Below are 15,323 nucleotides of genomic sequence, written 5' to 3'. Positions count from 1 at the left end.
ATAAATAATGATAGCCCAAGGCCAAGCGCTCCCTTCTGCCACTTTTTCTCTCCTTGATGAGCAAGGAATGACCAACCCCAGCACAGAGCAGCTTTTTGCTGGCAAAAAGGTTGTACTGTTTGCTGTGCCAGGCGCGTTTACCCCCACTTGCTCGGCTAAGCACCTTCCTGGCTTTATTGCTCATCAAGCGCAGTTTAGCAGCAAAGGTGTAGACAGCATCATCTGTTTATCGGTGAATGATGCCTTTGTCATGAAAGCCTGGGGTGAGCACCAAGGTGCGCAGGGGATCACCATGCTAGCTGATGGTGATGCCAGTTTTACCAAAGCCATTGGCTTGGACAAAGACACCGCTGGTTTTGGTGGCATACGCTCGAAACGTTATGCCATGGTGGTTGATGATGGGGTCGTGACGCAGTTATTTGTTGAGCAAGACAAGCAATTTGGCGTTTCAAGTGCAGAGCAGGTTCTGGCGAATCTGTAAAACACGCGAGAATGCATAAAAAAGGGCCGCAATTGCGGCCCTTGGTGTTTTCGTAGGGTTGTTTACGGGTTGTACTGTGCGTTTAGCGTAACTCCAGAGAAGGTCTGGTACGCATTAATGCTAATGTGCCAAGTACCTGCTTGTGGGTTGCTGAAACTACAGCTTTCATTGTTTCCTGATTTATAAGGACGGCAATCGTAGCTGCTGCTTGTTGGTTGTGAGCCAAAGCGCACGAAAAGATCACCGTCACCTGTGCCACCCGACATATCAATGTCTAGTGTGCTCATACCTGCAGGTACTTCTAGGGTGTAATGTTTCCATTGGCCAGAGCTTGCAGAGATGTCTGTAACGCTGCCGCCGCCACCTTCGCCAGTGCTGCCACCTGAGGTAGTTAGCTCTCCTAGTAGGCTGGCATTGTTGTAGCTGCTATAACCACGTAGCATCACGTAGTAAGTGCCTGCTGCAGGGTTATCAATGCTACATACTTCGTTGTTACCACTTTCGTATGGACGACAGTCATAGCTTGAAGTTGTTGGGGCGCTACCTGCTTTCACATACATGTCGAGGTCACCGCTACCACCGCTGGTGGTGAAGGTCACGTTCGACGCACCTGAAGGAACGGTCATTGTGAAGGTGGTTTCAGAACCTTGCGCACCACTTAGGCCTGTTTCTGCTTGGCCAGGAGTAAGCTCATTATTGCCACTTGGTGGGGGTGTCGTGGTGCCGCCTGCTTCGGCAACCGCTGCTGCTGCATCGATGATACCTGTACCGCAGTTATTACACGTTGCACCAAAAGACTTGGTGGTTGCTTTAAGAATATTTTCAATTTCATCTGGCGTAGCAGCAGGTTTTGCTTCTTTGATCAAGGCAGCAACACCGGCAACATGCGGCGCAGCCATTGAAGTGCCTTGAGAGTAGGCGTAGTTGTCGCTACCCGGTGAAGTTGAACCGCTGTTTAGGGTTGAAAGAATCCCTTCAGGGTCGTTTGCAAAGCTTTGCGCACCACCAGGGGCTGCTACGTCGATGTTGCTGCCGTAGTTTGAATAGTATGCACGACCACCGTCACGACCTACCGCAGCGACGTTGATAACGCCGTTACAGTTACCTGGGTTGTAGTTGGCAGAGTTGTCGTTATCGTTACCAGCTGCCACTACAATGGCCGTGCCGTTAGCGCGTGCTTGGTTAATCGCATTTTGCGTAGTTGAGCTACAAGAGCCTGAACCACCTAAGCTCATGTTGATAACATCAGCTGGGTTAGCGTTTGCAGGCACACCCGATACGCTGCCACCAGACGCCCATACGATTGCATCAGCAATATCAGACGTTAAACCACCACATTTACCAAGAACACGAACCGGAACGATGTTGGCGTCATAAGCAACACCCGTGACACCTTCACCATTATTGGCAACGGCTGCAACCGTTCCTGCTACGTGTGTACCGTGCCAACTAGAGCCTTGTGCGCCATGAGTGTAGCCACACTCGTTTGCGGTGATCGCATCACCTGGATCGCGTGCATCATTGTCACGACCGCCGCCATCGTTAGCAACAAAGGTGTCGGAGATCATGTCATAACCAGCAAGAAGGTTAGCAGCTAAATCGGCATGCGGGCGATACCCTGTATCAAGCACGGCCACAGTGACCCCCGCGCCTGTTGCGCTATCCCATGCACTAGGCAAGTTAATACCAGCTGTTTGCTCGAAATAATGCCACTGATCGCTGTAGCGTGGATCGCTCGGCGTAGCAAACGGTTGTAGCATTTGGTCAATTTCAATGTATTCGATTTCACCGCTCGACGCCATGCTTTGCATAAACTGCTGAGCTTCTTGGGTGCTTAACTTTTTGTCTGTACGAATAACGTGGTGGTCTTGCATGGCCATTTCACGCACGTATTGAGCGCGAGCTAGGCCTTTATTCTTAAAGTTGTTTACAAACTTTTGCGCACGAAGATTGGCATTTGCCGCTGTAGCAGGGCTGTTAACACCGAATTCAGGTACATTTTTGTATTTTATGATGAATTGAGTACCTAGGGACGATTGGCCTTGCAGTTTGGCTTGTGTTTGCGCCATGGTTGCTTGGGCTGGTACGGAAACTTCTTGAAGATCATTTGCTAAGGCTGAAGTGGTGCTTAGCGCCATTGGAATTGCCAAGGCTAAAACGGTTTTCTTGACGCTCAATGAGCGAGGGGTTTTTGTGGTTGTCATAAGGTATCCCTTTTGTTGAATTTTTACATTTGATCTGGATCAAATGAGGGGACAATCGTAAAGATACTGTGAACATTGTTAAAATAATATTTTGAAATAAAACTGGTACAAAAAGTTATATCAAGCCGTATAAGTGGGTAAAGTTGCTGTCGCTGAGTTGTATTCAGCTGTTATAATGCATCTTTATGTTGATGTGGGTTTAAGTGATGCAACAAGTCGATGTACTGGTTATAGGCGCTGGCGCTGCGGGGCTTATGTGCGCTGCACAAGCAGGGTATCGTGGGCGCAATGTGGTGGTCGTCGACATGGGCAAAAAGCCCGGACGTAAGATTCTTATCAGCGGCGGCGGGCGTTGCAACTTTACCAACGAGCATGCCAGTCCTCATAACTATTTATGCAATAATCCCCACTTCGTTAAATCCTGTCTCAGTCGCTACACTCAGCATGATTTTGTCGACCTAGTCGAGCGACATGGCCTGGCATATCACCATAAAACCTTGGGGCAGTTATTTTGCGATAACAGTGCGCAAGATATCGTCGATATCCTTATGACCGAATGTCAATGGGCGGGCGTTCATGTGCAGCTGCGCAGTGAAGTCATCAGTGTTGAAAAAGCACAGCGGGGCTATGTGGTCACCACCAGTACGCAAACCTATGCGTGTGAATCTCTGGTCGTAGCATCTGGCGGCCTAACCATGCCGAAACTAGGCGCGACGCCAATAGGCTATAAAATTGCTGAACAATTCGGCTTAGAGGTGTTACCGACTATGGCGGCCTTAGTGCCTTTTACGTTGCACCAGCACGATAAAGACCGTTTCGATGGTCTCTCTGGGATTAGTGTGGAGTGTGAAGTGAGCTGTGAGTGCAACACGCAGTTTCGAGAAAATATACTCTTTACCCATCGCGGCTTGTCGGGCCCCGCTATTTTACAAATAAGCTCGTTTTGGCGTGCCGGCCAAGCCGTGACTATTAACCTTTTACCCGATCTGAGTGTTGAGCAATGGTTAGATCAGCAGCGTCAAGATAACCCGCAGAAGTCGCTAAAAAATGCCTTGGCCACCATCTTACCGAAGCGATTTGTGGAGATGTTGCACGAGACGAACGCTATTGCTGATTGTAATGTAAACCAGTTAAGCCATAGCCAGATAAACGAGTTAGGCAACTACCTTCACCGCTGGCAGATTAAGCCCAATGGCACCGAAGGTTATCGCACCGCCGAAGTGACCCTAGGCGGAGTGGACACCGATGAGCTTAGCTCGAAAACCTTCGAAGCAAAGCAAAGCCCAGGGCTTTACTTTATCGGCGAAGTTACCGACGTCACCGGCTGGCTCGGTGGCTATAATTTCCAATATGCGTGGAGCTGCGGCTGGGCCTGTGGGCAGGCGTGTTGATAACTCTCACTCACGCCTCGCTGCTACACCCTAACCTTGAACTCATCCTCACATATGGTTTGGCGGATTTTTTGCCCGAGCAAACACAATACGCGGCGCATCCCACAGCGAGGGCAGTAAGATAATAGAGACCGGCACGGCGGTGACCACTATAAACGCTTGCAGTTTGTCGATACCGCCAGAGCCTATGATGATTAAAATACTGCCCATCAAGCCCATAGCTATCCCCCAAAATACTCGAATGGGCACGGCGGGGTGCTCTGAACGTGAGGTCGAAACCGACAATACATAGGTCATCGAATCCCCCGTAGTGGCGACAAAGGTCAGGGTTAGAATTAAAAACAGTAAAGACACTAACCCGCCTAGCGGCAAGGCCTGAGTGATGGCAATTAATGCTGCGGGAAGGTTAAAACCAGCAAACGCTTTGGAAATAGTATCGGCTTGTTCTAGTTCGAGGCTTAACCCGGTGCCACCGACGATGGTAAACCAGAACATGGTAATAAGTGGGGCGACGACACACAGCATAATAATAATGGCGCGAATAGAGCGGCCACGACTAATGCGCGCGATAAAAATGGCCATCATCGGGCCGTATCCTAAAAACCAACCCCAAAAGAACACTGTCCACCAACCAAGCCAGCCGGCATCATTAAATAGTCCTGCCTCGCCCCGGTATAAAGCCATATCAAAAAAGTGGCTTAAATGGGTGATAAGGCCGCTAAAAAAGCTCGTGAAAATAAATGAGGTGGCTCCCGCAACCAATATAAATGCCAGTAACACCAGCGCAAGTAACATGTTCAAACGACTGAGTATCTGAATGCCTTTGGTAACCCCAGAGACGGCCGACATCACGAAAATAAAAGTGAGCACGCCTATCACGCTTACTTGGGTGAGCATGGTATCGGGAATGGCAAATAACGCATTCAAGCCATAGCTTACCTGTAAGCCTAAAAAGCCGATTGGCCCCACGGTACCGGCTACCACAGCCACAATACACACGGCATCGGCGATAACGGCAATGGGCCCACTCAGGGCTTTTTCTTTAAATACCGGGTAGAGCAAAGTGCGTGGTGCTAAAGGCAAGCCTTTATCATAGTGATAATGCATCAGCATAATAGTGGTTAAACTACCGAGTATGGCCCAAGCCAGAAAGCCCCAATGCAAGTATGACTGGGCCAAAGCGTAGGGCACCGCCTCTGGGGTTGCCGCCGCGACGTGGTTAAATTGGGGCGGCATGGATAAGAAGTGAGCCATGGGCTCTCCAGCAGCCCAAAATACGCCACCGCCCGCGAGCAGAGTGCACATAATCATGGCTCCCCATTGGAATAACGAAAATTCCGGGGCGGCTAAGTTGCCAATACGCTGTTTGGCTGCAGGCAACATGGCAGTGGCGATGGCAATGATAAAGGTGGCTAATAACAACAACTGCCAGTACAAGCCAAAATACTTAGCCGACCAAGCAAAGCTGGCATCAACCCACTGCGATAGGGTCTTGAGGTCGAACAGGGCAAAAAGGCAAAAGCAGATGATGAATCCGGCGCTGAGTAAAAATAGAGGTGCGTCGACACCGAGGCGGTTGAGTTTAGTGCTGGTTAAATTGATTGTGCTTCCCCAATTACGCGTTTAGCAAAGGTTCATTGCCCTTTGTCACGCTTAGGTAGGTAGCAAAAACCAATGGTGTATAGCCCTATTATAACGTGGCACAGAAACATCATGCCAATGTTTGCTGCAATTGCTGTTGCGCTATCTCGCGTTATGGTTATCGCAGCATAATGCTATTTAGCTCAAATAATGCTCGGCTTAGATTGCAGCTGCTATAGTGAAGGCGACGTAAAACCATAATAAAAAGGTAAATTTATGAAGCTAAACAGGATATTAGCAAGTGCTGCATGGGGCTGTGCAGTGTTTGCGGCCAGTGCCCATGCCACTGTGCTAATGCAGCCCACGTCGGTGCCCGGTGGCGACTATCCCGCGCTACATCAAGGGCAATATGCGGCAAATATCACCCCAGCCAATGAGGTGCTTGGCTTTGACGTGGGTCAGCGCACCGCCACGCCAGCGCAAATTACTGAGCTGGTAAATAAGTGGGCCGAGCAAAGTGATAAAGCAAAAATCGTTGAGTACGCCCGCAGTTATGAAGGGCGCCCGTTGCATTATTTAATGATTAGCTCAGCAAAGAATCTGGCCAATATTGATGAAATTAAAGCGAATATTAGTAAACTCAGCGAACCGGACGCGCTCTCATCATCACAAATAGATACTCTCATTGATTCGACTCCAGGTACGGCATGGATGGCGTACAGTATCCATGGCAATGAATCTTCCGGTGCGGATGCATCTTTAGCGCTTATTTACCAATTACTTGCCTCACAAGACTCAGAGATAGAATCGCTCCTAGATGATTTGGTGATACTGGTCGACCCATTAATGAACCCCGATGGGCGCGCCCGTTTTACTAAACGCCTGCAAGAAAGCCGCAGTGCCGCGCCTAACTTTGACACGCAATCACTGCTGCACAGCGGTTCATGGCCATTTGGGCGGACTAACCATTATTACTTCGATCTCAATCGCGACTTTTACTTTGCCGTAAATCCAGAATCAAAGGGTCGTATACAAGCCATTAATGAATGGTTCCCGCAGCTGATGATCGATGGCCATGAAATGGGTGCCTTAGACACCTTTTTAATGGGCCCGCCGCGTGAGCCGCTGAACGTGAATATTCCCACCAGTACGCGTAAATGGAGCAAGGTATTCGCGGGCGATCATGCCAGCGCCTTTGATGATAAAAACTGGCCTTATTACACCGGCGAGTGGTTTGAAAACCTCTACCCGGGTTACTCCAATTATGCCGAGTACAAAGGAACGGTACATATTCTATATGAACAAGCACGTACCGCAGAAGATGGCGTGCGCTTAAAAAATGGCAATGTGCGTAGTTACAAAGAGTCTGTTGATCATCAATATATTAGCTCTTTGGCTAACCTTAAGACCCTGCAACAGCACAGTAAAGCTATGTACCGTGACTTTGTCAGTAACCGCTTAGCGCATATTGACCCCGACGGAAAATATGGTGAGCGCAGTTTTGTTATTCTCCCGACCGATAATACCGCGCGCCTGCACAAGCTGTTGGATATCCTTGATTTGCAGGGCATCGATTATTATGCAACCACTGAAGAGCTTAAGGTACGCAAGGCCAAAAACCACCTCGGGCAGGTGCGTGATGCGACCATCCCTAAGGGCGCTATTGTCATCCCCAATCGTCAGTATGATGCGCCGTTACTGGCAACTATCATGGAGTTTGACGCAGAATTAAATGATGCGGTGCTATTGGAGGAGCGACAAAAGACCCTGCGTGATGGCAGCTCAATTATGTATGACACCACCGCGTGGAATGTATCGATGATGTTTGGTCTGCCGGCATTGGAAGTACCTGAGCACCTTGATGATGATCTCACCACCTACCAGCGCCCCAGCGAAGCCGGTGTGCAACCTCGTGATAATGCCATTGCTTATATTGTTGATGGTGCCAGCGATGCCTCTGTGGCGTTTGCCGCGCGCTTACTTGAGCAAGGCGTAAAAGTGCGCGTATTGGCTAAGCCGGGCGTGTTTAACGACACCCGCTTCAACCGAGGCTCGGTGGTGGTCAATAATTATGATAACACCCTAGAGAGCGGCGAGCTGAGCGCCTTACTGGATAAGGTGGCAAAGGAAGTCGGCGTGTCTGCCATCGCTATAGACCAAGGTTTGGGTAAAGGAGACTTACCCGATATTGGCGGCGAAAACTTTAAGTTATTGAAAGCACCAAAAATAGCCTTTATTAGTCAAAATGGCATTGCTCCGGGCGATATTGGCTCGATGTGGCATATGCTTGATACCGAGCTTGGTATTCGTCATAGCCATTTAAGCCAAGAGATGCTCTCTTACAGCGATCTTCGTGGCTACAATGTCATCATTGTCCCTAGTCGTTGGTATGGTGAGTTATCGAAAAGCCACATTAGCGCTTTGGACAAATGGGTCGCGCAGGGCGGCACCTTAATCGTTAATGGTAACTCGGCTGCGCAATTAGCCACAGCAGAAGACTTCTCAAAAGTGGCGCTGTTGAAGCAGAGCTTTGATAAGGCCGATGAGTATGATCTGGCGCTGATGCGCGAGTGGCAAGCCAAGCAGCAGCGTATCGCCAATGCTGATTTGATTAATGCCCATAAGGTTTCTGCACAATTGAGTTTCCCTTGGGATAAAAGCGACGATGTGAAGCCTTTGAACAAGGAGCAGCTTGAGCGTTGGCATGATTGGAGTGCTGCATTTATGCCTTCAGGGGCGATAGTCGCTGGGCGCACAGATCAAAAACATTGGCTCAGCTACGGGGTTAATCAGCAGCTGCCCGTATTAGCTGGTGATGTGCCTTTGTTTATGGCCAAGCAAGGTGTTGATGCGGTGGTGCGCTACGGTGTGCTGCAAGAAAATAGTAAGGTCGAGCAGCGCATGATTGGCTGGGCGACCATACCGCAAGGGCAGGACTTGTACGTGCGTATGAGTGGTTTGTTGTGGCCTGAAGCGGCGCAGCGAATGAGTAATGCCGCTTACCTTACGCGCGAGAAAAAGGGCAATGGCCAAGTGATCATGTTTGCCAATATGCCTAACTTCCGTGGTGCCACTAAAGGCACCGCACGGTTACTGCTCAATGCCATTGTCTACGGCCCGGGGTTAGGCACTGACGCGGTAATTCAGCTTTAAACTGGAATGTTTTTTAACGAAGCCGAGTACTATGCTCGGCTTTTTTGTGCCCTGCAACTAGGGCCAGATGTTATGCATATAGATAATAGTTATTTTGTATTGCTTTTTAAAATTTAATTAACAAAATAGTAGTAAAAAATAACCAGCTAAACTATTATCTCGTTAACGCAAGGTTCAGCTAGTGGATGGCGATAACCCATTTACGAGTGCATTGAATATGATAAATATTGACAGCTCCGTGCTACAAGATGTTGAGCGCGGCTTTAGCTTACCTCCCAAACCCGAGCTGCTCACCCAGCTACAGCATAGCCTTGAACAGCCAGAGCCTGAATTGCATGATATTGCTCAGCTCATCTCCCAAGATGTGGCCACCTCAGCGGCGGTGTTAAAAGTGATAAACTCTCCTTGCTATGGCTTGGCAAGGTCAATCACTGATATTCGCCAAGCGGTAATGTTTCTTGGTCTCGACAGTATTACCACGTTAGTGACAGGGTTTTTACTAAAGCAAGCCTACTCACAACATCAGTGCTGCATCAAGTTAGAGCGGTTTTGGGACACAGCCACGGAAGTGGCTGATATGGCAGTATTAATTGGCAAAAAGATTAAATCTAGAGTGCCCACCGAAAATCTACATATGCTCGGTTTATTCCATGATGCAGGGATCCCTGCTTTAGCCGTTCAGTATCCGGACTATATCAATGTGTTAGAGCAAGCAAACAGCGATCATAGCTGTAGTTTAGTGGCCTATGAAGAAATGGCTTATCGTACTAATCATGCCGTTATTGGCTATTACTTGGCCAGTGCCTGGAACTTACCAAAAGACACCTGCCAGCTTATTTTACGCCACCATGATCACCACTTTTTTAATAGCTGCCAAGATGAAACTCTGCGTATGACCATGGCAACGTTGAAAATGGCGGAAAACTTCGTGCATTTACAGCGGCGGTTTTCACCGTCTCAGGATTGGCAGTACTTTGAGGCGTCGGCCTTAGCCGTGCTCGACCTCGAAAATGACGATTACCTCGATATTAAAGATGATGTCGAAGAGTACTTTATAGACAAGCAACTGTAACCTTTAAATACCTGGCTAAGCCGGTTTTTGTTGCTTGGCTTTGTGTCATAAAGGCTCTACACTTGGCCGCCTTAGTAACCCTGAGCGCGCTATTTTGTTCCTCTCTTCTATCGGTATTTTCGACTCTGGCGTGGGTGGTCTTGCCATTGCCCAACAAGTGCGACAATTGCTGCCCCAGTATGATATTCACTATGTTGCGGACAGTGGCTTTATGCCCTATGGCGACAAAAGCCCTGAGCAAGTGATATCAAGGTGCTCGCGTATTACTTCTTACTTATGCGAGCATGGGGCCAGTGCGATTGTTTTGGCTTGCAATACTGCGACGATGGCAGCCATTGATACCTTACGAGCACAATTCACGCTGCCTATTGTGGGTGTTGAGCCCGGCGTGAAACCGGCATTATCATTGAGCAAAACCAAGGTGGTTGGGGTGTTAGCAACACCCAATACCGTGGCTTCGCCACGATTCATTCAATTGTGTCAACGCCAAGGCGAGGCCTCTGGGCGTATTATTTTCCAACCTTGCCCTGAGCTGGCAGGCACCATAGAGCAATTGCAACTGAGTGGCAAAAAGGTGGAGCAACTGCTGCACAGCTACGCGCAGCCCTTGATTGACCAAGGAGCCGATGTTTTGGTGATGGGTTGCACACACTATGCCTTTATTGCTCCTGTCTTGCGCAAGCTATATGGCCCACACATTGGTGTGCTGACCACCGAGCAAGCGGTGGCCCTGCAACTGCAACGGTGCTTACCCAGCCAAGCAATTAATCCGGCCTCTAAAGTGGGGGAAACACGCTTCGCAACTTCCGCTTGCCCCGACTATTTTCATCATCAGCTGCGGTGTTTATGGCCGCAAAACGTCTCTACAGAGGTGGTTTCACTACCATTTTAAGCTGGCGCTCAGACTTGCCATTTTATTGCCATAATTGCCCTTCATTTTTCCTTTTTTGCTCCCCTTTGTTGCCACTGTGTCTTGTTTTAATAACTCCTAAGCAAGACAGCACAGTCACCAACCACTTTGTTGCTTGCAATACACCAACCAAATTAAGTATTGAAGGATGAAGACGATGAAAAAACAACTACTTGCAACTGCACTTATTTCAACCCTAATGGCTGCACCAGCGATGGCGAAAGAGAAAAAAGAAATGGCCTCAGAAACAGCATGGGGACTTGGCACGGGCGCCACCATTGGTGCCGTAGTCGGTGGCCCGATTGGCGCTTTCGCAGGCGCATTTATCGGCGGCATCATCGGCGAGAAAGAAGCTGCAGAGAACACCGTTGAATCACAACAAGTGATGCTCAGCCAATATAAAGACACTGACCAACAATTGCGTAGCACCTTAGATCGTAACCGTTCACTGACGGCGCAAATCGACGCATTAGAAAATGAACAAAATCGCTTAGAACAAGCGCGCATTGATAACTTACTGGCAATGACGGTGCAATTTCGTTCGGGTTCGTCGCGTATCGAGCCACATTTCGCCGAGCAGCTTGACCAGCTCGCTTTAATCCTTAAGCGTAAGCCAGAATTGAGCCTGAACTTGAACGGCTATGCCGATGTTCAGGGCGATGAAAGCGCAAACCTGAGTTTATCGCAGCGTCGTGCTGATGCAGTACAGGCTTACCTTGTTGACCAAGGCGTGAGTGGCGAACAACTCTATGCTCAAGGCTATGGTGAGCAGAAACTGGTCGATAACGGCAATGAATATGAAACTAACTTCTTCGATCGTCGCGTAACATTAACGGCCCGTGGTGCGACGCAAAGCCAAATGGCTAAAAACTAAGTTTGCCAATCATCACGAGGACCCGATTATGTTGAGTAGTCCTAGCAAAGTGCTCACAGCTCTCGCTGTGGGCCTTTTTTCTCTACTTCTATGTTCGCCAGCTTTAGCCAGTAATGATAGTCATGCAAACAACAAAGCGCAGCTGCGCTTAAGTGATGCGCATGGCGCCCATGTAGCGCCCGGAGTGTTACTGAATACCCAAGCAAAAATGCGTATTACTGGGTTAATTAACCATGTTGAGGTAACGCAAACTTTTATCAATCGTCATCCGTTTGCGGTCAATGCCCAGTATGTGTTTCCGTTGCCCAGTGAGAGTGCGGTACACGCCATGGTTATGACCGTGGGAGAGCGCAAAATTGTCGGTAAAATTGCTGAGAAACAAGCGGCACAGCGTCAGTATCAAGCGGCTAAACGTGCCGGTAAGCGTGCGGCTCTAGTTAACCAGCAACGTGCCAATATGTTTACCTCGCGACTGGCTAACCTCGGCCCCGGTGAGCAAGTGCGCATTACCTTGCAGTATCAAGAAATGGTGTCTTTACGCGATGCCCAGCTCAGCGTGCGTTTGCCGATGACCTTCACGCCTCGTTATCACCCAAGGCAGTATCGTCTTGATGGGGCTGATAAGGTCGCAACGCTTAGCAGCCCTGGACTAGAAACCACTGCAGGGGCGACTGCAGGGGCGACCGCAGGGGCGACTGCAAGTGGGGCAGCAGAGTTAGTGTCAGGCTGGATGAGCCCGCGTTTTGTTCAACAAGCCACCGGTCAGCAGCCAATAACCAATACACAGCCGAAGTTGCAGCTGCAGGTAGATATCGATTTTGGCCTCGCACTGCACAGCATTCGCACCCCTCATTATAAGGCGGATATTCGCAACCCTAGCTTTGGTCGTTACCAGCTTTTAGTGAGTGACGAAATTATGAACCGCGATTTTGTGCTGCGTGCCAAGGTGGAGCAAAGCGATAAAGCACGTGCCGCTTTCTTTAGGCAGACAGCGCAAAGTGGTGATTATGGGCTGTTAATGCTACTACCACCAAGCGATGAATTTAGCGCTCAGCAGCGTTTAGCGCGAGAGCTCATTTTCGTGATTGACAGTTCCGGCTCAATGCATGGCAGCTCCATGCAGGCGGCAAAACAGGCACTGTTTTATGCGCTGGACAACATGAATGAAAATGACAGCTTCAATATCATTGACTTTGACTCTACGGCGCGTTTATTCCGGCCCAGTGCCGTGGCGGCTAATGAGTTTAACCGCAATGAGGCTGAGCGATTTGTTTATAACCTTGACGCCGATGGCGGCACCGAAATAGTCGGTGCGTTGCATCACGCGCTAGACGCTAAGCAACACCCGGGGTTTGTTCGTCAGGTGGTGTTTTTGACCGACGGTAGCGTGAGTAATGAGCAAGCGCTGTTTGATTTGATTAAAGCGCGATTAGGCGATAGCCGTTTATTTACGGTGGGCATCGGTAGTGCGCCCAATAGCTACTTTATGCGCCGCGCTGCGCAAGTGGGTCGTGGTAGCTACACCTTTATTAGTGATGGCTCTGAGGTGCAAGCGCAAATGCAAGCATTGATAGCACGCCTTGCCAACCCTGCACTGAGAGACTTGCATCTCGCTGGGGCGCGCAGTGGTGAATTAGACTACTGGCCCAAACCGCTACCGGATCTTTATTTTGGCGAGCCGTTAATGGTGGCAATTAAGCTCGACAGTCAGCAGCAAGATATCCACATTAACGCCACGTCGCAACATGGTCCATTACGTCTGAGTATGCCGATGCATGAGAGTGCGCGTAATTATGAGCGTAGCGAAGCCATTGCGAGAGTCTGGGCGCGTCAACAAATAGCTTCACTGTTACTTTATAATGAACAGCAAGCGGTGCGTGAGCAAGTCTTGGAATTAGCGCTGAAGCATCAGCTGTTAAGCCCATTCACCGCCTTTATTGCGGTTGATGAAACACCAGCTAAAAGCCCGGCAATGCATGATGAGCAAGTGCCTAACCCTGTGGCCCAGGGGCAGCGTCTTATGCGCTTTGCGCAAACAGATGGTCAGTCATTGTGGCATGTACTACTGGGCATGGTGCTGATGGTGATTGCATCCGCTTGGCTTAAGGTGCGAGGTCAACATGCGTAAACAGAAGGGGCGTTACGCCCTTTATGGGGTGTTTGCATTGGGGTTGTTGCTCTTTACTCAAGGGGGCTATGTACAAGCCAAAGCATGGTTGGCTCAGCACCTTATTGAGCGAGCTTGGCAGCAAAGCCTGATACGCCAAGGCGCCGCAGTCGCGCCTTGGTATTATGCTGATACCCATGTGGTGGCAAAGCTCAGTGTGCCGGACTTAGCGCTTGAGCGCTATGTGCTGGCCGGAGCCAGCGGCCGAAATTTGGCGTTCGGCCCCGCTCATGCTTTGGCCTCGAGCCCATTAGGCAGTGATGGTAGCAGCGTGATTGCTGCGCATAATGATACCCACTTTGCTTTTTTACGCCATGTGCAGGTGGGCGACACACTGGTGTTGTCGCTCGCTGATGGTCGTCAATTAAGTTATCGCATTGAGCAAAAACAAGTGGTGCACCAGGAGCAGACCGCAGCGGCCAGTGCTCCCGGTTTGCATCTGGTGACGTGCTACCCTTTTAATTCGCCCGCCTCTGGCACGGATTTGCGCTTGTTAGTTTCTGCCTCATTGATTTCTTCCTCTTCCAAGTCAACGACAATCGCCTGATGTCGTTGGCTTATCATCACCCCAGCGAACACCACGGCAATGCTTAACCATTGACCCAGAGTCAGTACCTCGCTGAGCACAATGGCAGAGAGCAACAGGGTAAAAATAGGGATCAAGTTTGAGTAGGCGGCGGCAGTGAGCACCGATACTTTACTGATGGCATAGTTATACATGCCATAGCCGCCAAGGGTTACAAAGGTGCCTAAATAGAGGATATGGGCAAAGGCAATGGGATCATGGTTCTGCGGCACTTCTACAAAAAGCAAAAATGGCGCAAAGAACAGTGAGCCTGCCAGACCTTGCAAAGCAATCAAGCTCAGCGGTGAGTAGCGCGCCGCGAGGTGTTTTACGCTCACAGTGTAATAAGCGGCGCAGAGCATCGCCAGTAGCTCTAGGGTGTTGCCAACAATGGGGTTGGGCGCATGCTCAGAGGCAGGAGAGAGCATAGTGAGCAAAATACTGCCACCGATACACAGCGTGAAGCCGACAATAATGGCGCGGCTGATACGCTCCTTGAGCATAAAAAATGCCAGTACAGCGACAATCAGCGGTAAACACGACACAATCACCCCTGCCTGTGATGCTGAGGTGTGCTCCATAGCGTGGCCTTCGAATAGAAAATACAGGCAAGGCTCGGCTAAACTCATCGACACAAGGTACTTCCAGTCACCCTGGCGATAATCAAAACGCGTAATAAAACGCCACAGGCATAGGCTTACAGCTAGAGTGGTGAGCATACGCAAGAAAATAACCACGGCTGGGTCGTACACGCCAATGGCATACTTTAGCGAGATAAAAGAACTGCCCCATAAGAAGGTGGCAATAATTAAACATAAGCTTGCAGGCATAAACAAACGTGGGGTTAAGCAAAATTGCGGCGATGCTAGCACACTTGAATTAATTTAACTTGTTTGTGCGCCTAGTCCTAGGGTAATAATTAGTC

At 49.5% G+C, this 15,323-nt stretch carries 11 protein-coding genes; 8 read left to right on the top strand and 3 right to left on the bottom strand.

All coding sequences use genetic code 11. The features are described 5' to 3' along the window. Positions 1-7: 7 nt before the first annotated feature. Positions 8-481 (top strand): peroxiredoxin, encoded by a 474-nt coding sequence (locus PRUTH_RS09950; RefSeq protein WP_151173186.1) that lies wholly within the window; start codon positions 8-10, stop codon positions 479-481. Between the two features lie 62 nt (positions 482-543). On the opposite strand, the gene PRUTH_RS09945 is transcribed toward PRUTH_RS09950, so the two are convergent. Further along, positions 544-2,685 (bottom strand): S8 family peptidase, encoded by a 2,142-nt coding sequence (locus PRUTH_RS09945; RefSeq protein WP_151173185.1) that lies wholly within the window; start codon positions 2,683-2,685, stop codon positions 544-546. A 206-nt stretch (positions 2,686-2,891) separates the two neighbouring features. Between PRUTH_RS09945 and PRUTH_RS09940 the strand changes: the two genes are divergently transcribed. Continuing rightward, positions 2,892-4,076: a BaiN/RdsA family NAD(P)/FAD-dependent oxidoreductase gene (locus PRUTH_RS09940; RefSeq protein WP_151173739.1), complete on the top strand. Its 1,185-nt coding sequence runs from the start codon at positions 2,892-2,894 to the stop codon at positions 4,074-4,076. Between the two features lie 48 nt (positions 4,077-4,124). Here PRUTH_RS09940 and PRUTH_RS09935 read toward each other — a convergent pair whose 3' ends face one another. After that, positions 4,125-5,678, bottom strand: coding sequence for a BCCT family transporter (locus PRUTH_RS09935; protein WP_151173184.1), 1,554 nt, complete (start codon positions 5,676-5,678; stop codon positions 4,125-4,127). Positions 5,679-5,933: 255 nt separating this feature from the next. On the opposite strand from PRUTH_RS09935, the gene PRUTH_RS09930 reads away from it, so the two are divergent. The 6 genes from PRUTH_RS09930 to PRUTH_RS09905 all read left to right on the top strand — a co-directional run bounded on the left by PRUTH_RS09930 (position 5,934) and on the right by PRUTH_RS09905 (position 14,380). Beyond that, entirely contained in the window at positions 5,934-8,810 is a 2,877-nt protein-coding gene (locus tag PRUTH_RS09930; protein ID WP_151173183.1) for a M14 family metallopeptidase, read from the top strand. 217 nt (positions 8,811-9,027) lie between these two features. Continuing rightward, positions 9,028-9,882, top strand: coding sequence for an HDOD domain-containing protein (locus PRUTH_RS09925; RefSeq protein ID WP_151173182.1), 855 nt, complete (start codon positions 9,028-9,030; stop codon positions 9,880-9,882). Positions 9,883-9,916: 34 nt separating this feature from the next. Further along, positions 9,917-10,774: a glutamate racemase gene (murI, locus tag PRUTH_RS09920; protein ID WP_151173181.1), complete on the top strand. Its 858-nt coding sequence runs from the start codon at positions 9,917-9,919 to the stop codon at positions 10,772-10,774. 175 nt (positions 10,775-10,949) lie between these two features. After that, positions 10,950-11,666 carry a sortase-associated OmpA-like protein PdsO gene (gene pdsO, locus PRUTH_RS09915; RefSeq protein ID WP_022946505.1) on the top strand — a complete coding sequence of 239 codons (717 nt, stop codon included), beginning with the start codon at positions 10,950-10,952 and terminating at the stop codon, positions 11,664-11,666. Between the two features lie 28 nt (positions 11,667-11,694). Next, entirely contained in the window at positions 11,695-13,794 is a 2,100-nt protein-coding gene (locus PRUTH_RS09910) for a marine proteobacterial sortase target protein (protein ID WP_151173180.1), read from the top strand. After that, complete coding sequence (locus PRUTH_RS09905; protein ID WP_151173179.1) at positions 13,787-14,380, top strand: class GN sortase; 594 nt, start codon at positions 13,787-13,789, stop codon at positions 14,378-14,380. Before PRUTH_RS09910 ends, PRUTH_RS09905 begins: the two co-directional genes overlap by 8 nt. On the opposite strand, the gene PRUTH_RS09900 is transcribed toward PRUTH_RS09905, so the two are convergent. Continuing rightward, positions 14,284-15,228, bottom strand: a complete 945-nt coding sequence (locus PRUTH_RS09900) for a DMT family transporter (RefSeq protein ID WP_045979711.1) — start codon at positions 15,226-15,228, stop codon at positions 14,284-14,286. The genes PRUTH_RS09905 and PRUTH_RS09900 overlap by 97 nt on opposite strands. Positions 15,229-15,323 lie beyond the last annotated feature (95 nt).

Source organism: Pseudoalteromonas ruthenica, from assembly GCF_008808095.1.
GTDB classification, from domain to species: domain Bacteria; phylum Pseudomonadota; class Gammaproteobacteria; order Enterobacterales; family Alteromonadaceae; genus Pseudoalteromonas; species Pseudoalteromonas ruthenica.
The sequence above is the reverse complement of the archived record's forward strand: the minus strand, read 5'-3'. Positions and strand labels throughout refer to the sequence as shown.